This window comes from Dethiosulfatibacter aminovorans DSM 17477, assembly GCF_900142005.1.
GTDB classification, from domain to species: Bacteria; Bacillota; Clostridia; order Tissierellales; family Dethiosulfatibacteraceae; genus Dethiosulfatibacter; species Dethiosulfatibacter aminovorans.
The window spans coordinates 145814-164702 of record NZ_FQZL01000004.1 but is presented as its reverse complement, the minus strand read 5'-3'; the positions used below and the strand labels follow the sequence as shown (position 1 = coordinate 164702).

Sequence of the window (18889 nt, the reverse complement as noted above, 5' to 3'; positions counted from 1 at the left end):
ATGTGAAAACAGTAAATTTAACTATAAACGGCATTGATGTTACAGTGCCAAGTGACTATACAGTACTACTTGCTGCCAGAGAAGCAGGAATAGATATACCGACATTGTGTTACCTGAAGGATGTAAACGAGATTGCAGCATGTAGACTATGTGTTGTTGAAGCCGATATCAAGGGTAGACCTCTTAGAAACCTTCCAGCTTCATGTGTGCTTAAAGTAGAAGAGGGAATGAACGTAAGAACAAATACTCCAAGGGTTAGGGAAGCTGTCAAGACTAATCTTGAACTTATTCTTGCAAACCACAACAGGGAATGCCTTACCTGTAACAGAAACGGTACATGCGAGCTTCAGAAGCTGTGTGATGAAATCGGAGTAGATGATATACCATATGTTGGTGAAAGAAGAGAGCCGGTAATTGACAAGGTATCACAGGCTATAATAAGAGATGCAAGCAAGTGTATCCTCTGTGGAAGATGTGTTGCTACATGCAAGCAGGTTCAGGGAATAGGAATACTTGACTTCACAAAGAGAGGATTCGAAACTGAAATCGCTCCTGCATTCGACTTCTCTATGGATGATGCTCCATGTGTATATTGCGGACAGTGTATAAATGCTTGTCCAGTTGCGGCACTTAGAGAGAGAACTCATATAGACGAGGTATGGGAAGCAATAGACGATCCTGAGAAGTATGTAGTTGTTCAGACTGCTCCAGCAGTAAGAGCTTCTCTAGGAGAGGAATTCGGACTTCCAGTAGGAACAAGAGTAACAGGAAAAATGGTTGCAGCACTTAGAAGAATTGGATTCAACAACGTATTCGACACAGACTTCACTGCTGACCTTACAATAATGGAAGAGGGAACTGAGCTTCTTGGAAGAGTCAAAAACGGCGGAAAGCTTCCAATGATAACTTCATGTTCACCTGGATGGATAAGATACTGCGAGCTTTTCTACCCAGAGTTCGTTGAGAACCTGTCTTCTTGCAAGTCTCCACAGCAGATGTTTGGAGCATTAGCAAAATCATACTACGCTGAGAAGATGGGAATCAACCCTAAGAACATGGTTGTTGTTTCTATCATGCCATGTATTTCGAAGAAGCAGGAAGCTGACAGACCGGAAATGGAAGTAAGCGGAATAAGAGACGTGGACTTCTCACTTACTACAAGAGAGCTTGGAGATATGATCAAGCAGGCAAGAATCGACTTCAAGAGACTGCCTGATGAAAACTTCGACAAGGTTCTTGGAGAGTACACAGGAGCTGGAGTTATCTTCGGAGCAACCGGCGGAGTTATGGAGGCAGCCATAAGGACTGTAGCCGACATACTTACTGGAGAGGACCTTGAAGATATAGAATATCATGCAGTCAGAGGTATCGAGGGAGTGAAGGAAGCAGCACTCACCCTTCCTATAGAAGGAGTTGACACTGAGATCAAGGTTGCAGTTGTTCACGGTACTGCAAATGCAGCAAAAGTTCTCGAAGCTGTTAAGGCTGGTGAAAAAGATTATCATTTCATAGAAATAATGGCGTGTCCTGGAGGATGTGTTCACGGTGGTGGACAGTCTCATGTTTCAGCAAAAGAAAGAATAGATGTTGACCCAAGAGTGAACAGGGCAAATGCTCTTTACGAAGAAGATGTAATAATGGTGAACAGAAAGTCTCATAAGAATCCTGAAGTTATTAAACTTTACGAAACTTTCCTTAAGGAACCAAACAGTCATCTGTCACACAAGCTTCTTCACACTCATTATGAACCTAAAGTTAAATATCCAATTGCAAACCAGGAAGATTTTGACGAACTGATCAAGTAGAAACTAAAATTCACATATAAAGCAAAAAAAGGCCTTTTTTGGGCCTTTTTTTATTTTATCATATGAATGTATTGATAATTATTTTTAATCCCTTTAAAACGGGTGTATTTTGAGGCTGATTTCCTGGAATTTTGAATAGAATTTGTATTTTGTATACAATTTCTAGATTTATATTAAATGGCTTTACTCTATTGAATCAAGTCTATATAATAATAAATGGGTGATTTAATGATATATTTGGATAACGCGGCTACTACATTTCCAAAGCCGGAATCGACATATTACTACATGAATAAATATACAAGAGAAATAGCGGCCAATCCTGGAAGAGGAAGTCACAGCATGGCAGTTGAAAGTGCTGAAATTATTTTTGAAACCAGGGAGATGTTGGCGGAGTTTTTTAACATAGAAGATTCCATGAATATAATTTTCACAAAAAACTGTACGGAATCTCTGAATGTCGGAATCAAGGGGGTCCTTAAAAGTGGGGACCATGTAATAACAACTTCCATGGAACACAACTCTGTTCTAAGACCATTGTCTACCATGGAGTCCCGTGGAGTGGAGCTGACCATAGTGCAGGGTGATGAATTTGGCAATGTAGATCCTGAAGATATTAAAAGGGAAATAAGGGAGAACACCAGGATGGTGGTTACAACCCATGTGTCAAACCTTACGGGAACAATAGTGCCAATAGATGAAATAGGAAGGATATGCAGGGAAAAAGGTGTTGTTTACATGGTGGACTCAGCCCAGAGCGCAGGTCTACTGGAGATTGACGTTAAAAAGCAGAATATTGACATACTTGCTTTCCCGGGACACAAGAATCTCTTCGGCCCCATGGGCATAGGAGGACTCTATATAGGAGAAGATATTGAAATTGAAAACTTCATAGAGGGAGGAACAGGCAGCCTTTCAAGTGAAATGGTGCAGCCTGACTTTATGCCGGACAAGTTTGAAAGCGGTACTCCGAATCTTCCCGGCATTGCAGGACTCAAAGGAGGACTTGAATTTATTATGGAAACCGGAAGGGAAGAAATTAAAAGAAGGGAAGAATATCTGGTGAAGGCCTTTGTTGACATAATTGGTTCCACGTGGAACATTCAAACTTATGGACCAAAGGATTTAAGTAAGAGAAGCGGAGTTGTGCTTGTCAATATAAAGGATATGGATTCTTCTGAACTTGCTTCACGGCTTGACAGGGAATTTTCAATTGCGGTTAGGCCTGGATATCATTGTGCTCCCCTTGCGCATAAGACAATAGGAACCTATGGAAAGGGGGCTGTGAGATTCAGTTTCAGCTGGTTCAATACAATGAAGGAAATAGAAAAGGCTTCTAGCGCACTCCTTAGGATTGCTGAAGAATGCAGCAAGGAAGGTTAGTATGATAAAAAAGACAGTGCTGTTTATGGTCGTAGTTGTAGTATTTCTTGGCATCTTGTATTCCATGGGATTCCTAGATGACATTGTTGAGCGATTCACTGAAACGAAGGTTTCTCTTGTAGTGGAAAATATGATTGATATGGATACCCAGAAAGGCGACATAATAATGACGGGAGAAGGCTATTATATATTGTATGACAATGTAATGGAGACCTATGACTATAAGGGTCAGATGGCCGATATTACTGAATTCGATGAATTCATAGAGAAGGCTTACTTCGGTATAAGAAAGATTGTAAAGACTTCAGATTGTCTTTCTATTGAAATGGACGGAGGGTTTTCGGAGCTTGAATTCGATAATGAGTCCAGAAATCTTTTGAATATTAGTCAGGATGAACGTATTTTTGTCATAAGCTCGGACCTTGATGAAACCACAAATACAGTAGACATATATAACGACACAATGAAGTTTATGGGATCCTATGACAGCAATAGAATGAGGGTAATAAAAACTATGGATTCAGACAACTCCGATGGTGTCATAATAACCACATTCTCTTATGAGGGAAGTTATATGACTTCAAAGATTGGGGAGTACCTGGTTGAAGGAATGTACAATCTTTGGGAGCTGGAGCTTAACAATGAGCTTGTCGTATTCCAGTACACAGCAAAGGATGGGATATATGTTGCTACAAATAAGAATCTGTATAAAATAAACAACGAGGGAAGTATATTATGGACCTACAGCGGGTATGATTATATAAAGGATTGCAAATTTACAGGTGATAAAATAATTCTTCTCACAGGCAGGGATGAAAATGCAATAACCACCATAAACAGTGAAGGTAAGGTGGAAAGCATAGTAAAGACGGAGGATTTATATTCGAGGCTTGACATTTATATGAGCCAAGTATTCATTAGCAACAGCAGCTTTATATCCACAATTGCCGACGGGAAGGTTGCTATGGTCTATAATTCGGATGGAGTAATAAAGGATTTGAAACTGGACGGCAGTAAAATGAGGTTGTTGACTGAAAACAGCATAGTTGTGCTGGATATAAAAATAGACTGACAGGAGGGATTTAATGGAATACAATGTTATAGATATTATAGTATTGGTATTTGTTCTGCTTGTACTGGGAAACGGATTCAGAAAAGGATTGATAATGTCATTGTTCGATCTTGTAGGCTTAATTGCTTCTTTTATAATAGCGTGGAATTATTACTATTTAGTGAAGGATTTCCTTGTTGATAGGACGGGACTTGTTGATTTTATAAACAATAATATAAGTTCAAAGATATCGGACATACTGGCTGAATTCCCTGGAAAGGATCTTGATCTTGGAAGCATATTCAATGGGTTCGGTAAGCTTCCATTCGACATGCAGAGGATAATGGAGGATTTCATCCAGTCTTCAATAAAAGATACAGCGGTGGACTATGCACAGTCAATGTCGGATAAGATAACAAATATATTTATAATCATAATCAGCTTCACCGTAGCCTTTCTCATTGCATACCTCATACTAATGATAGTTGCAGGAGTTTTAAACATAATGTTCAAGGCACCGGTACTTAATATGGCGAACAAGCTACTTGGAGGTCTTTTCGGGTTGTTGAAGGCTGTTGTACTTCTGTACATAGTCTTTGCCATAGCATCTCCTTTTATAGCCATGTCTGAAAAGGAAAACATGTTTACGACAGAGATTCTTGAGTCCAAGTCAAGCGAAGTGTTTTATGAAAACAATCTTATTCTCAACTATCTGACATATAAGGGAGTACTGGCAGAATAGCGATAACAACCTAATAGAGAGCAGAGAAGACTATTGTTCGAATGTACAATGGTCTTTTCTTGTAATTGTTAATATGATAAAATAGTATTGAAAATTTGTGACAACGGGAGGAAATATGAAGGAAATAGATGCAAGAGGACTTGCTTGTCCGCAGCCTGTCATACTGACTAAAAAAGCACTGGAAGAAAGCAAGAATGTAATGACTATAGTTGATAATGAAACTGCAAAGACCAATCTGCTTAAGCTGGCGAAGAAGATGAATTGTGAGGTGGCAGTGAAGGATGAAAGCGACGGTATAAAGATTTCAATGTACAGAGATAACATTGAAAATGCGAAGCCAGAAGAGGGTAATTTGAATGCAGAAGTTACTACATCTTCAGGCGGCATGGTATATGTATTCGGAAAGGATACACTAGGGGAAGGATCAGATGAATTGGGAAAACTTCTTATGAAGGGATTCATATATACCTTGACCGAGATGGATGTACCTCCGGCAAAGATTGCATTTCTCAATGGAGGGGTGAATCTTACCTGTGAAGGTTCGGAGTCGATTGAAGATCTGAAGACACTTGAGTCAAAGGGAACTGAAATTGTTTCCTGTGGTACTTGTCTAAATTATTTTGAAATTAGCGACAAACTTCTAATAGGGGAAGTTTCAAATATGTATGACATAGTGGAAGTAATAGCTTCAGGCGGTAATACAGTGATGATATAGGAAATAATAGACAAAACCGCAGTAATCTTAATATATGATGTATTTAAGCAAGAAAGAGGCTACTCCCCGGCAAGGTACAAGCTGTTGTTTAAACGTGTAGAAAGTTTATCTTAAATGTATAAAACCAACATTTCAGGGGTTTATGCATATTGAACTTTTCTATGTGATTAATTATAGGGAATGATGTCCTGATATGGAGTGAAATTGGTTAAATGATAGAGGTGCAATATGGATGAGAAACTGAATGTAGGAGATGTTATCAGACTAAAGAAGCAGCATCCCTGCGGAGGATACGACTGGGAGATCATGAGGATAGGAACAGACTTCAGGATAAAGTGTACAACCTGTGACAGACAGATATGGCTTCCAAGAAGGGAAGTAATGAGAAGGGTGACTAAGGTTGTATCAAGGAAGGAAGAGGAATAGAGAGATAAGTATAGACTAGTAAGCATTAAAGGTAAAGTAGCAAAAGAAGAAAAATTAAATGGAGAAGACCTGTGGTTGCGGAATAATGCAGACATGGGTCTTTTGTTTTAGACTGCAACTATATTTCTGAACATATTTAGAAGAAATAAGAACTGATTTTACTTTTAAGGTATTAATAATAAATTTGCGTACATATTATCAGAATATTATTAATCAATAGAGTATGTTGCTAGCTATGCTTCAAAATGAAGAAAAAATTAATCGGATTAGAAAATCTTGTTTTTTCTTGAGGTGTGAGAATATGAATATGATTGGTATACATAATTGTTTAATTAATGTAACTGTTCCACGTGGAACAATTATGTCAACAAAGGCAATAAGCAGTTGGGACATTTACAATGTTTCTAAATTAAAAGGATGATCTTAACAGGATATTTGCTGAATAGTCCGAAGAGATGGGGCTAGACTTTTTTTAGAGATTAATGAACCAAAAATTTTTGTAATCTATGGGAGTAATTATTGTATATAAAAATAATTCAAAAATGTTTTTGTAAGAGGTTGACAATTCCAAAGCTATTATATATAATTAAGTTAATTCCATTTAGTAAAATCTATTTTCATTCTATAAAAAAGGAGGAAATATGGCTAATAATACTGTTGAAATAAAGAAAGAGTTAACAATTGAGCAAAGAAAGGAACTGGATACTGCATTAGAGAAGGCTAGAAAGGCATTAGAAATAATAGAGACATATGATCAGGAAAAGGTTGACAGACTGGCACAGGCAGTAGCGTGGGCTGTTGCAAACAAGACATCATTTGCAGAGTTGACGAAAATGGGTATAGAGGAAAGTCAGCTTGGTAACTTTGAAAACAGAATAAACAAGAGATTCAAGATTAAAGGTATCTTGAGAGATGCTCTTAGACAGAAGAGTGTAGGTATCATTGAAGAGATACCTGAAAAGGGAATTGTAAAATATGCAAAACCTGCTGGTGTTATCGGATCAGTTGTTCCAACGACAAATCCAGCTTTGACTCCGGCGGGAACGGGTGTGTATGCCATCAAGGCAAGAGATGCAGTAATATTCTCTCCACATCCAAGATCAAAGAAGACAACATTTGAAACTGTTAGAAGAATGAGGGAAGCACTGGTAAGAGAAGGAGCACCTGCTGATGTATTCCAGTGTCTGCAAAACGTAAACCTTACTATGACTAAGACATTGATGGCAGAATGTGATTTGGTCCTTGCAACCGGTGGGCCGGGTCTCGTAAAGGCTGCATATAGCTCAGGTACGCCAGCCTATGGCGTCGGTGCAGGTAACTCAACTATGATTATTGATGAGACTGCAGATATCAAGGAAGCGGCACACAATACCATGCTGAGCAAGACATCTGACAATGGTTCAGGATGTTCTGCCGATGGAAACCTGGTAGTAGAAGAGACTATATTTGATGATATGGTTAAAGCCCTTGTAGAAGAAGGCGGATATCTTGCCAACGATGAAGAGAGGGAAATGCTTAAGAAGGTAATGTGGGACGATGAAGGACACAGACTTTCAGATACTGTTGCAGTAGCACCTCAGAAACTTTGTGAAATAGCTGGATTTGAAATACCTGAAGATAGAAAATTTGTCATAGTAATGGGAGATGGGATAGGCATTGAGCACTTGTTCTCAAATGAAAAGCTTACTACTCTTCTTGCCATGCACAAATATTCAGGTTTCGACGACGCTCTTGAGAAGATGAAGGGTATCTACAACGTTAAAGGAAAGGGTCATTCATGTGGAATCTACTCTTTTGATGATGACCACATACACAGACTTGCTATGGTTGCTCCTGTCAGCAGGATCATGGTAAGACAGCCGCAATCAAAGGCAAATGCCGGATCATTTAGTAACGGAATGCCTATGACATCAAGTCTTGGTTGTGGAACCTGGGGTGGAAATATAATATCTGAAAATGTAAACCTCAAGCACTATATGAATACAACATGGGTATCAAAGCCAATACCTGAAGACAGACCTTCAGATGAAGAGCTTTTTGGAGATTACTACAATCCTGAATTGGAAAAATAAATTCACTTCTCCCCTGGCAAAAAGACCGTTAATGCGGTCTTTTTGCATTGAAGCAATTAAATTGAAACATATAATTGACAATGATTCAAAATTATAATAACATTACCCTAGCGCTTTAAGCATGTGTTGTTCTGAAAGATGAAACGCTGCATCAGAGTACGAAATAGAGAATTTTAAGAAGCAGAGGAGTTCTCATGAACTCCTTTTCAGATAATTATTGTTTTGGGGAGTGAGGTTATTATGAAGAACATTGCATTGATCGGTATGATGGGAAGCGGAAAGACGACCTTGGCTGAGATGTTGGCAGAGAAGATGAAACTGGATTATTGCTGCGCCGATGAGTATCTGGAGGAAAAATATAACAGATCCATACCAGACATATTCGAGAAGGACGGAGAAGATGGTTTTAGAAAGCTTGAAAGTGAAGCAATAAGAGATTTGGCAAAGAGAAGGAATATTATCATAGCAACTGGTGGAGGAGTCATACTTAGGGAAGAGAATATTGATACATTGAGGGAAAATGGGTTCATCATCATATTTCTGAACAGAAGTATTGAAAGCATACTTAAAGATATTACTACGGAAAACAGACCTCTCATCAAGGAAGACAAGAACAGGCTTTTGAAGATATATAGCGAAAGGGAACATCTGTATAAAGAATACAGCGATATCATTATTAACAACCACGATTGCCTGGATGAAACCTTGGACAAGCTTTATAACTCGGTTGCCCTTTTATCAAATGATAAATCCGACAAAAAATAAAAATGCATTCCATCTAATGAAAAATATGTTTAAGAACAACAAGAAATATGGTATAATGAGATATAAATATTTTTAATAAGGATGATACTATGAGTGAAAAGAAGCCTACAACGAGATCTGTTGACAGAGCCCTTGACATCCTTGAATGCTTTCTGGGAAAGGAAAGGGAGTTGTCTTTGATGGAGATTTCAGAGATGACAGAATTGTCTCCAAGTACTGCCCACAGGATGATTAATTCTTTGATGACAAGGCATTTTCTCGAAAGGAACAATGAAAACAAGAAGTTTTTTCTTGGTCGGAAGATAGCAAAGCTTGGATCCATGAGTCTTACCAGCATTGATGAAAACCTTAAGGAGCTGGCAAAGGAATATATGATACAACTCAGGGATAAAGAGAATGAAAATGTAAGCCTGTACGTTCTGGATGGAGACTACAAGCTTTGCGTTGAAAGGTTTTTATCGTCGCAGACCTTAAGGCAGGTAATCAACATAGGCGACAGACTGAAGATAGATAAAGGTTCTACAGGAAGAGTTTTTCTATCGCATATGGAGAAAGAAGAGCTTGATGCAATGCTGAAGAAATATCCAAATATAGACATTGAAAAGGTTAATCAATGCAGAGAAAAGGGATATACAATCAGTAACGGTGAGAGGGACGAGGGTCTGGTTGGAATAGCAGCTCCAATTTATGGAGCGGACAATTCACTGAAGGCTGTATTGTCGCTGTCGGGCCCTTCCTTTAGATTCATAAATGAAAACCTGAACGATAAGATTGAAGACACGAAAGCAACTGCATATGAGATTTCAAAGGCGATAGGTTATCAGAACAATAACTGAAAAACCGCAACCATTAGATGGTTGCGGTTTTTTTTAGGTGGAATAATTTTGCTTGTAAAAATATAAAAAACAATATGGTCAGTTATGGACCTTGCAGACGGAATATTTTATCTTGGCGATAAAAGCTTTAAAAGATCAAGGTATATCAATATATAGAGGTTATTTCGACCTAGTGTAGCATATGTTGTGTGTGCCGATGCAGTGTTAACTTAATCTTTACAAATGTTTTTATATATATTGACAACACTATGAATTAGTGATACAATTTCATTAGAAGAAAAAGATTTTCAAAGAATGGAAATGAAACAAAAATGGAAAATTTAGAATTAAGGAGAGTTTGAAATGAAAACAGAGTTTTCCTTAGCTCACTTGACGGTTCTGGGATGCGCTCCGCCGGAAATGATTTACATAGCATCTCTTTGCGGATACGATTATGTAAGTATAAGACCGATATATATGAAGCTTCCCAACGAGCCGAACTACGATCTGGCCCACAACAAGGCCATGATGAAGCATACAAAGGAAGCCATGAGAAGAACGGGAATGCGTATTCATGACATTGAACTGGCAAAGATTGACGACACAATAGATGTAGAGGATTATAAGGCTGCAATTGAAACGGGTGCGGAACTGGGTGCAAAAAGCCTGCTGTCCAGCATATGGACTGAAGACAAGTCGATGTATATTGAGAAGTTTCATCACTTGTGTGAGCTTGCAAAACCTTATGGCATGACTGTTGACCTGGAGTTCGTAACTTGGGCCGGCGTGAAGAACCTGAAGCAGGCTGTTGAAGTATTGAATTCAATCGATATTGACAACAAGGGTCTGATGATAGACACACTTCACTTCAACCGTTCCAGGGTGGCCCTGGAGGAACTGGATAATCTTCCTCCGGAGTGGTTCAATTATGTACACCTCTGTGACGGGCCCAAAGAGATACCGGAAACAAAGGAAGGACTGATTCATACGGGAAGGGATGAACGCTTGTACTGCGGTGAAGGAGAAATAAACATAGCAGATATAATAAGAAGGATTCCAAGACCGGTTGTATATTCCCTTGAGCTTCCACACCTGAAAAGAGTGAAAGAATTGGGATATACGGAACATGCCAGGAGATGCCTGGTTACAGCAAAGGAATATCTGGAAAAGCACAACCTGGAAAACTTTTGCCTGAAATAGCAGAAGTTGACTAAGTCAAATCATTATAAATGAATTATGAAATGAAAATTGATTCAAAGTAATGGAATTGGATTAAATGGAATGGAAACACAAAACAGTGGAGGTAGTGATGAATAAACTCTTATCACATCAGATTGTTGATTATCTGGAAAGAAAAGGAATTGAACATGTATTCGGATTATGTGGACATACAGTCATAGCGATGCTGGATGCATTGGAAAAAAGTGAAAAACTTAGATACATATCAGTAAGACACGAACAGGTTGCATCACACGCAGCCGATGGATATGCAAGGATTACAAAGAGGGCGAGCGTTGTACTTTGCCATCTTGGCCCGGGACTCACGAATGCTGCTACCGGTGTTGCAAACGCTTCCCTGGATGCCATACCAATGGTGGTAATAGCAGGTGATGTGCCTAGCTACTATTACGGAAGGCATCCACATCAGGAAGTGAATATGCACTGTGACGGATCGCAGTATGACATTTACAAACCATTTGTAAAGAGGGCATGGAGGGTTGACAATCCCGAGCTTATGCCTCAAATTTTGGACAAGGCGTTCAGACTTGCCGAGACTGGAAGACCGGGACCGGTACTCATATCGGTACCAATGGACATGTTCTCAAGAGAAATTGACGAGAAGCTTTTTGAAAGGACATATGTGGATTCCCAGGAGGTATTCAAGCCTGGAATTCCTCAGGAAACGGCTGCGAGAATTGCAAAGCAGCTCATAGATGCAGAAAATCCTGTCATACACGTAGGTGGCCAGGTTGTGTTTAACGAAGCTACTGAAGAATTGAAGGAGCTTGTGGAGTTTCTGGATATACCTGTTACCAGAAGCTTGATGGGACAGGGAGCATTGCCTGACACCCATCCGCTAATGGTTGGAATGACAGGGTTTTGGGGGACGGATTTTGTAAACGGAACAACAAAGAATGCAGATCTCATTCTTGGAGTTGGAACAAGGTTTGCAGAGGCTGACAGCAGCTCATGGTACAAGGATGTTACCTTCAATGCAGAAAATACAAAATTCATGCAGATTGACCTTGAGCCTTCTGAAATAGGAAGAAACTTCCCGGTTATACTTGGTGCTGTAGCAGATCCTAAAAATGCACTTAAGGTGATTCTTGAGGAAGCAAAAAAGATTGTACCTGAAGGAATCGATAGAAAAGAGCTTAAGGCTGAGATTGCAAAATACAAGGCTGAATTCAAGAAATCAAACGTGGAAATATCAAACGATGAAAGATTCCCTATGACACCCCAGAGAATACTCAAGGATGTAAGAGAGGTATTTCCTGTAGACGGCATCATAGCTACAGATGTGGGCTGGAACAAGAACGGCATAGGACAGCAGTTTGATATTGAACTTCCCAGCACCATTATCCATCCCGGAGGACTTGCCACAATGGGATTCGGACCGGCGGCAATACTTGGAATAAAGCTTGCAGCCTTTGACAAGAAGGTTATAACCCTTGTTGGCGACGGTGGATTTGGAACAAACCCATCAGTTATAGCAACAGCTGTGGAGCAGAATATTCCGGTAGTGTGGGTTGTAATGAATAATGGAGCGTTTGGAACAATAGCAGGATTGGAAGCTTCTCATTATGAGCACTCCTTTGGAACCATATTCAAGGATCACAAGGGAGAAAGCTACAGTCCGGATTGGGCAAAGGTGGCAGCAGGATACGGCATAAAGAGCAAAAGGATCACAAGTGCAGCTGAATTCAAGTCAGCGTTGAAGGAAGCTCTTGAAGCGGATGAGCCTTACTTGCTGGATGTGCCTATGGAAAACATACCGGTGCCTACTGACGGAATCTGGAATATAAATGATATTTATACGCCTAAGGAAAATGTATCTGAAGGAAGACTTACATCTGGTGAAGCCAAGAAATCGCTTCACGTAACAACTTGATTTTTATGAATAATGTTTAAGGGAGAGGTGTCTAATGAAAGTTTTAAGATGGCTTGACAAGAATTTTGAAGAATTCATACTTCTGATTTTTCTTATAGTCATGGTTGTAGTAATGGGTGTACAGGTTCTTATGAGATATTTGTTTAACTATTCACTTACATGGTCGGAAGAATTAACAAGATATCTTTTTGTATGGTCTTCGTTTTTAAGCATAGGCTATTGCATTAAGAACAGTACATCTATAAAGCTGGAACAGTTTCTGGGTGTATTGCCCGGTGTTCTTTCACAGGTTATAAGGTTGACTTCCAAGATAGTCATGCTGGCGTTTTTCGTGTTTGTGTTCATGAATGCAGTGACACTGGTCCAGTCTACACAGGCAAGCGGTCAGGTAAGTTCAGCCCTGGGATTCCCAATATATCTGGTACAGTCATCTGCAGTCGTGGGATTTGCACTTGCGATTTTCAGATTGCTTCAGAGTTTTTATTTGGGATTCATGGAGTTGAAGGGAGCCGAGAAACAGCATTCATAAGTGACAACTGATACGTGCTGTGATGCGAAATCATTTCATCACAGCACGGGATAATTATATAAGAGAGGAGATTTTTATGTCACCAAGTATAGTTTTTATAGTGTTTGCTATATCGATACTGGTATCAATTCCGGTGGCAACAACACTGGGAATAGTGGCGGTACTTCCAGGAATTCTGGACAGCTCTTTTCCAGCCAGCGGTGAATTTATCGTAAGGAGTATGGTAGGCGGTGTCAACAGCTTTCCTATCCTTGCAATACCAATGTTCATACTGTCAGGAATGATAATGGCTCAGGGCGGTATTTCAAAGAAATTGTTTAACATATTTTCATATATTTCGGGAACAAAGACGGCAGGAATACCCATAGCGGTAATAACGACTTGCCTGTTCTATGGAGCCATTTCAGGATCGGCACCTGCAACGACGGCTGCAGTTGGGGCCATGACTATACCTTTGCTGGTGGAACTGGGTTATGATAAAACCTTTTCTACAGCACTTGTAGCAGTATCAGGAGGACTGGGAGTTATCATCCCTCCTAGTATACCGTTCATCCTGTATGGAATGGCATCGGGCGTATCCGTAGGAAGCATGTTTATAGCGGGAGTTCTCCCGGGACTGCTCATCGGATTTTGCCTTATGATTTATTCATACTATTATTGCAAGAAAAATGGAGAAGACAAGGAAAAAATAGAAGCCAATTTCATGAAGCTCAAGAACAAGGGATTCATCAATGTGTTCAAGGACAGTTTCTGGGCATTGTTGGCACCTATTATCATCCTTGGAAGCATCTACGGTGGAATAGCATCACCTACGGAAGCTGCAACCATATCTGTTTTCTATGCACTGTTTGTAAGTCTTTTTATCTACAAGACGATAACGTTTTCAAAAGTCAAGGGAATAATGGTGGAAAGTGTAAAGACATATACTCCGCTGCTGTTCATTCTTGCAGCTGCAGTTGGATTCTCAAGGGTTCTTGCACTCATGCAGGTACCACAGCTCGTTTCAGGATTCATCACAGGGATTTTCTCAGGAAAGGTTGCAATACTGCTTATCATCAACCTCCTGCTTCTGTTTGTAGGTATGATCATTGATACGGGACCTGCACTGCTCATATTGACACCTATACTTTTGCCGATAACGAATGCAATTGGGGTTAATCCTATTCAGTTGGGAATAATTATGGTTGTCAACCTTGCAGTGGGATTTGTAACACCTCCTGTCGGTTTGAACCTGTTTGTAGCAAGCTCCATTACGGATATAGAAGTAATGGATATAGCAAAGAAGGCAATGCCTTTTATAGCTTTCTTCATTGTAGCGCTGTTGCTTATTACGTTCATTGAAGAAATCAGTCTGGCATTACTATAAAATAAAAAATGAGGAGAACAAGATGAAAATATTATTGAAAAAAGGTTTGGTTTTAATGTTGGTATTGACGATGCTTGTATCATTTGCCGGTTGTGGAGCATCAAACAATGAAGGTGGCGAAGATGCTGGCGAAGCAAAGACGTATTCTTTCACACTGTCCTGCGACACTCCTGAAGATTCGGTTACATATCTCTATGCCCAAAAGTTCAAAGAAGAGCTTGAAGCTGCCACTGGCGGAAAGGCAACGCTTCAGATATTTGCCAATGGAACAATGGGAAGTGATGTAGAGGCTACAGAGAGTTGCCTTAACGGTGAAATAGATTTTGTTGCCCTTACTACAGCACCAATGGTAAACTTCATACCGGAACTTGCTGTATTCGACATGCCAAGTGTATTTGAAAATATAGAAATTGCCAGAAAGGCAGTTGACAGCGAATTCTTCAACCAGCTTGAAGGAATTTATGAAGGATACGGATTCAAGATCCTTGGATTTGCAGATCAGGGATTCAGACAGATGAGCAGCAATAAGATGGTTACATCAATGGCAGACTTTGAAGGACAGAAGATAAGAACTATGGAAAATCCATATCATATCGCATACTGGAGAGCAATAGGTGCAAATCCTACTCCAATGGCGTTCTCGGAGGTTTATATAGGACTGCAGCAGGGTACAATAGATGCCCAGGAAAATCCTTATGAAACAATAGTAGCTGCAAAGCTTTACGAGCAGCAGAAGTACATAATAAACACAAACCATGTTATTCACCTTGTTTCTCTTGTTACAAACCTTAACAAATTCAACAGTCTGCCTGAGGATATACAGACAGCAATAGTCGAGTCTGCACAGACTGCCAAAGTGTGGGCAAGAGAACAGGCTGACGAAAGAATAGGACAGCGTGTGGAAATAATGGAAAGCAATGATACGGAAATAATAGAACTTTCTCCTGAATTGAAGAAGGAGATGAAGGAAGCCGCAGCACCGGTATATGACATGATAAGGGAAAAAATTGGTGATGAGCTTGTAGATTCACTGCTTGATGCAACAAAATAGGAAAATACACTAATTTATTGCCTACAGACTATCATGCTGTAGGCAATTTAACTAATGAAATTGAAAGACCTGATAAGGAGTAGATAATGAGAAAACTTTTTGTTTCCGAACCGGGAACCATAGAGATGAAAGAAATTGAATTAATCTCTAAACCCGGAGAGGGAGAGATTAAAATAAAAGTGTTAATGGGCGGCATTTGCGGATCAGACATGAGTGTATACAAGGGAAAGATACCCTATGCGGAATACCCTTTGACTCCAGGACACGAAGTAATTGGAGAAGTAATAGAGGCCGGGGCAAATGCCAGATTCAAGGTTGGCGACAAGGTTGCATCATATCCAAATACATATTGCGGGAAATGTGAAAATTGCCTTAGGGGCATGACCAACATATGCGTGGAGAAGAAATCATTTGGCGTGACTATAGACGGCCTTTTTGCAGAAGAGATAATAATAGACTCTGAGTTTGCCGTCGGTGTTCCCGCTGATATCGATGAAAAGAAGGCTGTCCTTATGGAACCCTTGTCCGTATGCGTCCATGCAATTGGAAAGGCCGATTTAAAAAACTCCCAGAAGATTGCAGTCATGGGATGCGGAACAGAGGGTATGCTCTGCATAGCCATATTGTCATATCTTGGAATGGACATTACGGCCATAGATATCAATGAGGACAAGCTGGCAATAGCAAAGGAATTTGACAAGGGAATAACAACATTGGTGCCGGGACAGGCTGACGGACGAAACTTTGACGTAGTCATAGAGGCTGCAGGAGCGAAAAAAGCCATTGAACAGGCTTTTGAAATAGTTAAGCCCGGTGGAAAGATGATAACCCTGGGATTGACCAACGAAGACATAAGCTATCCATGCTTCAAGGTGGTCAGGAGCGAAATTACAATACAGGGTAGTATAATATATACAAAGGATGATTTCGACAAGGCATTGGAATACTTGAAGGATGAAGACTTCAACATAAAGCCAATCATATCTGAAGTAGTTCCCTTCGAGGAATTCAGGACGGCATATGACCATGCCTTAAGCGGCAAGATGGTTAAAGTCCTTATGGACTTTAAGTAAATACTGGTGAGAGGATAATACAATGAAATACCCAAAGAAAGTAATTATTGCAGAAGTGGGCCCGAGAGACGGGTTGCAGAATGAGAAGAAGATACTGCCTGCACATGTGAAGGCGGATTTGATTGACAAGGCCATTGAGGCGGGGTACAAGGTTATTGAGGTGGGATCCATGGTCCATCCGAAAGCAATACCTGCCTTGGCGGATACGGCTGAAGTTTTTAAAATGATAAAAAACAAGGACAAGGCGGATTTGAGAGTTCTCATTCCAAACTTTAAGGGAGCAGAAAGGGCAATTGCAGCCGGATTCAAGAAGATAAAGCTTACAGTTTCAATCAGTGAATCCCATAATCTGGCAAATTTCAATAGAAAACCTGAGGAGACCATTGCCAGTTTCACTGACAGTATCAATCTTGCCAGAGAAAACGGTGTTGCTGTTTCAGGCGCCATGGCAACTTCTTTTGGATGTCCCTTTGAAGGCGAAATAAGCATCCAGCAGATTGATGAAGTAGTGAAACAGTTTACTGCACTTGGAATCATGGAATTGTCCCTTTCAGATACAACAGGTATGGCAAATCCGAAGGACGTATATGAAAAATGTATTTATTTCAAGGAAAAATATCCTGAGGTAACATGGAATCTCCATTTCCACAATACAAGGGGGATGGCCATGGCAAACATACTTGCAGCAATGGAGGCTGGAATGGACAGGTTTGACGGTGCATTTGGAGGCCTGGGTGGATGTCCTTTTGCCCCTGGTGCATCAGGCAACATAGCTTCTGAAGACATAGTCCACATGCTGGAGCTCATGGGCATTGAAACGGGAATCGATATCGACAAGGCCATTGAAATAGCCAGAGAGGTAAGGGAACATGTGGAACATGACCTTGACAGTTGCATGCTTAAAGCCGGAAAGGTTTCAGATCTTGTTCTGGAACGCCCAAAAGGGCAGATAAAGCCCGGCAAGTAAAAAATTCAGCCGGACACGGTATTGGGCTGGCCGGCTGTTCTAATCAAGGAAGAGTGTAATGATTTTAACGACAGTAGTGAATTCAGTCCTTATTATGGGTTTTCTCATTGCAGTAGGATTTTTCCTGTCTAAAAAAGGCATTGTAACCCATGAAGTTGAAAGAGCATTTACATACATGCTTATGAACATAGCAATTCCTGCGCTGGTTGTAAAGGCTTTCAATATAGAGTATTCGCCTGAAAAAATGGAGCTTGGAATAAAGGTTATTCTTGTAGGTTTTTTCTACATCCTGGCAGTGCTTATCATAAACACCTTGCTGCTAAAAAGGGTAGGCAATGAAGACAAGAAAAAGATACTCAAGTATACGGGAGTACTGACGAATGCAGGATTCATGGGTTTTCCGGTCGTATACCAGATATACGGAAATGAAGGAACATTTTTTGCGTCCATGTATTATATTGCAGTAATGATTTTCATGTGGACCTACGGCATGTCTATTTTCTATGACAAAATAGGAAAGGAAGAAATGCGCCAGATGCTATTCAATCCCAACATGGTATCGGTATATATAGGAATTTTCATTTTTGTGTTTTCAGTAGATATTCCTGATTTGGGTGAAAGAATGATCGATTCGGTGGGGGCTATCACTACTCCTCTTGCAATGTTTATCATAGGAGCAAGAATAGGCAGGGTTAGCATTTCCACATTGCTAAAGGACAATCTGGTTTATGCAGGAACATTTCTGAGGTTGATTTTTTATCCGGCCATTATGGTGGCAGTTTTATATTTCCTGGAGCTGGATCCTGTAATTGAAGGAGTATGTCTGGTATATTCGGCTCTTCCTCCTCCGGCGATAACTGTTGTAATAGCCAGCAGATTTGATGGGGAGGTTGACTTTGCATCGAAGATTGTTGTTGTTTCACACATAGGTTCATTGGCAACAATACCTTTGATGTTTGCCTTTTGTGAATTGATGGGCGTTTTTTGAGAATATTGTAAAAGATTGTATATATGGAG

The 18889-nt window shown here is 40.1% G+C and carries 17 protein-coding genes; all 17 read left to right on the top strand.

Annotation, left to right across the window (positions count from 1 at the left end; genetic code table 11):
- The first annotated feature begins 2 nt into the window (after positions 1-2).
- The 17 genes from BUB05_RS00750 to BUB05_RS00670 all read left to right on the top strand — a co-directional run bounded on the left by BUB05_RS00750 (position 3) and on the right by BUB05_RS00670 (position 18860).
- Positions 3-1805: an NADH-dependent [FeFe] hydrogenase, group A6 gene (locus BUB05_RS00750; protein WP_073045604.1), complete on the top strand. Its 1803-nt coding sequence runs from the start codon at positions 3-5 to the stop codon at positions 1803-1805.
- A gap of 228 nt (positions 1806-2033) precedes the next feature.
- Positions 2034-3188, top strand: a complete 1155-nt coding sequence (locus BUB05_RS00745) for an aminotransferase class V-fold PLP-dependent enzyme (RefSeq protein ID WP_073045601.1) — start codon at positions 2034-2036, stop codon at positions 3186-3188.
- Position 3189: 1 nt separating this feature from the next.
- Positions 3190-4260: a hypothetical protein gene (locus BUB05_RS00740; RefSeq protein ID WP_073045598.1), complete on the top strand. Its 1071-nt coding sequence runs from the start codon at positions 3190-3192 to the stop codon at positions 4258-4260.
- Between the two features lie 13 nt (positions 4261-4273).
- Positions 4274-4981 (top strand): CvpA family protein, encoded by a 708-nt coding sequence (locus BUB05_RS00735; RefSeq protein WP_073045596.1) that lies wholly within the window; start codon positions 4274-4276, stop codon positions 4979-4981.
- 115 nt (positions 4982-5096) lie between these two features.
- Positions 5097-5696: a sulfurtransferase-like selenium metabolism protein YedF gene (yedF, locus tag BUB05_RS00730; protein WP_073045593.1), complete on the top strand. Its 600-nt coding sequence runs from the start codon at positions 5097-5099 to the stop codon at positions 5694-5696.
- A gap of 228 nt (positions 5697-5924) precedes the next feature.
- A complete protein-coding gene (locus tag BUB05_RS00725; protein WP_073045589.1) occupies positions 5925-6122 on the top strand; it encodes a DUF951 domain-containing protein in 198 nt (65 codons plus the stop codon).
- A gap of 641 nt (positions 6123-6763) precedes the next feature.
- Complete coding sequence (locus BUB05_RS00720) at positions 6764-8194, top strand: aldehyde dehydrogenase family protein (RefSeq protein ID WP_175548486.1); 1431 nt, start codon at positions 6764-6766, stop codon at positions 8192-8194.
- 240 nt (positions 8195-8434) lie between these two features.
- Positions 8435-8959: a shikimate kinase gene (locus BUB05_RS00715; protein ID WP_073045586.1), complete on the top strand. Its 525-nt coding sequence runs from the start codon at positions 8435-8437 to the stop codon at positions 8957-8959.
- Between the two features lie 89 nt (positions 8960-9048).
- On the top strand, positions 9049-9795 hold the full coding sequence (locus BUB05_RS00710; RefSeq protein WP_073045584.1) for an IclR family transcriptional regulator: 747 nt from the start codon (positions 9049-9051) through the stop codon (positions 9793-9795).
- A 342-nt stretch (positions 9796-10137) separates the two neighbouring features.
- Positions 10138-10974 (top strand): sugar phosphate isomerase/epimerase family protein, encoded by an 837-nt coding sequence (locus BUB05_RS00705; RefSeq protein ID WP_073045581.1) that lies wholly within the window; start codon positions 10138-10140, stop codon positions 10972-10974.
- Positions 10975-11083: 109 nt separating this feature from the next.
- Positions 11084-12886: a thiamine pyrophosphate-binding protein gene (locus BUB05_RS00700; RefSeq protein ID WP_073045577.1), complete on the top strand. Its 1803-nt coding sequence runs from the start codon at positions 11084-11086 to the stop codon at positions 12884-12886.
- 34 nt (positions 12887-12920) lie between these two features.
- Positions 12921-13415 carry a TRAP transporter small permease gene (locus tag BUB05_RS00695; protein WP_073045574.1) on the top strand — a complete coding sequence of 165 codons (495 nt, stop codon included), beginning with the start codon at positions 12921-12923 and terminating at the stop codon, positions 13413-13415.
- A 76-nt stretch (positions 13416-13491) separates the two neighbouring features.
- Entirely contained in the window at positions 13492-14781 is a 1290-nt protein-coding gene (locus BUB05_RS00690) for a TRAP transporter large permease (RefSeq protein WP_073045570.1), read from the top strand.
- A gap of 22 nt (positions 14782-14803) precedes the next feature.
- Positions 14804-15832, top strand: a complete 1029-nt coding sequence (locus BUB05_RS00685) for a TRAP transporter substrate-binding protein (protein ID WP_073045567.1) — start codon at positions 14804-14806, stop codon at positions 15830-15832.
- A gap of 86 nt (positions 15833-15918) precedes the next feature.
- A complete protein-coding gene (locus BUB05_RS00680) occupies positions 15919-16905 on the top strand; it encodes a zinc-dependent alcohol dehydrogenase (protein ID WP_073045563.1) in 987 nt (328 codons plus the stop codon).
- Between the two features lie 22 nt (positions 16906-16927).
- The gene (locus tag BUB05_RS00675) at positions 16928-17872 is read left to right on the top strand and encodes a hydroxymethylglutaryl-CoA lyase (protein WP_073045560.1); all 945 of its coding nucleotides are present in this window, start codon (positions 16928-16930) and stop codon (positions 17870-17872) included.
- A gap of 58 nt (positions 17873-17930) precedes the next feature.
- Positions 17931-18860 (top strand): AEC family transporter, encoded by a 930-nt coding sequence (locus BUB05_RS00670; protein ID WP_073045557.1) that lies wholly within the window; start codon positions 17931-17933, stop codon positions 18858-18860.
- Positions 18861-18889: the final 29 nt, after the last annotated feature.

Coding starts and splice junctions, on each gene's coding strand:
- BUB05_RS00745 (WP_073045601.1), top strand. CDS start 2,034: ATGATATATTTGGATAACGCGGCTACTACATTTCCAAAGCCGGAATCG.
- BUB05_RS00740 (WP_073045598.1), top strand. CDS start 3,190: ATGATAAAAAAGACAGTGCTGTTTATGGTCGTAGTTGTAGTATTTCTT.
- BUB05_RS00735 (WP_073045596.1), top strand. CDS start 4,274: ATGGAATACAATGTTATAGATATTATAGTATTGGTATTTGTTCTGCTT.
- yedF (WP_073045593.1), top strand. CDS start 5,097: ATGAAGGAAATAGATGCAAGAGGACTTGCTTGTCCGCAGCCTGTCATA.
- BUB05_RS00725 (WP_073045589.1), top strand. CDS start 5,925: ATGGATGAGAAACTGAATGTAGGAGATGTTATCAGACTAAAGAAGCAG.
- BUB05_RS00720 (WP_175548486.1), top strand. CDS start 6,764: ATGGCTAATAATACTGTTGAAATAAAGAAAGAGTTAACAATTGAGCAA.
- BUB05_RS00715 (WP_073045586.1), top strand. CDS start 8,435: ATGAAGAACATTGCATTGATCGGTATGATGGGAAGCGGAAAGACGACC.
- BUB05_RS00710 (WP_073045584.1), top strand. CDS start 9,049: ATGAGTGAAAAGAAGCCTACAACGAGATCTGTTGACAGAGCCCTTGAC.
- BUB05_RS00705 (WP_073045581.1), top strand. CDS start 10,138: ATGAAAACAGAGTTTTCCTTAGCTCACTTGACGGTTCTGGGATGCGCT.
- BUB05_RS00700 (WP_073045577.1), top strand. CDS start 11,084: ATGAATAAACTCTTATCACATCAGATTGTTGATTATCTGGAAAGAAAA.
- BUB05_RS00695 (WP_073045574.1), top strand. CDS start 12,921: ATGAAAGTTTTAAGATGGCTTGACAAGAATTTTGAAGAATTCATACTT.
- BUB05_RS00690 (WP_073045570.1), top strand. CDS start 13,492: ATGTCACCAAGTATAGTTTTTATAGTGTTTGCTATATCGATACTGGTA.
- BUB05_RS00685 (WP_073045567.1), top strand. CDS start 14,804: ATGAAAATATTATTGAAAAAAGGTTTGGTTTTAATGTTGGTATTGACG.
- BUB05_RS00680 (WP_073045563.1), top strand. CDS start 15,919: ATGAGAAAACTTTTTGTTTCCGAACCGGGAACCATAGAGATGAAAGAA.
- BUB05_RS00675 (WP_073045560.1), top strand. CDS start 16,928: ATGAAATACCCAAAGAAAGTAATTATTGCAGAAGTGGGCCCGAGAGAC.
- BUB05_RS00670 (WP_073045557.1), top strand. CDS start 17,931: ATGATTTTAACGACAGTAGTGAATTCAGTCCTTATTATGGGTTTTCTC.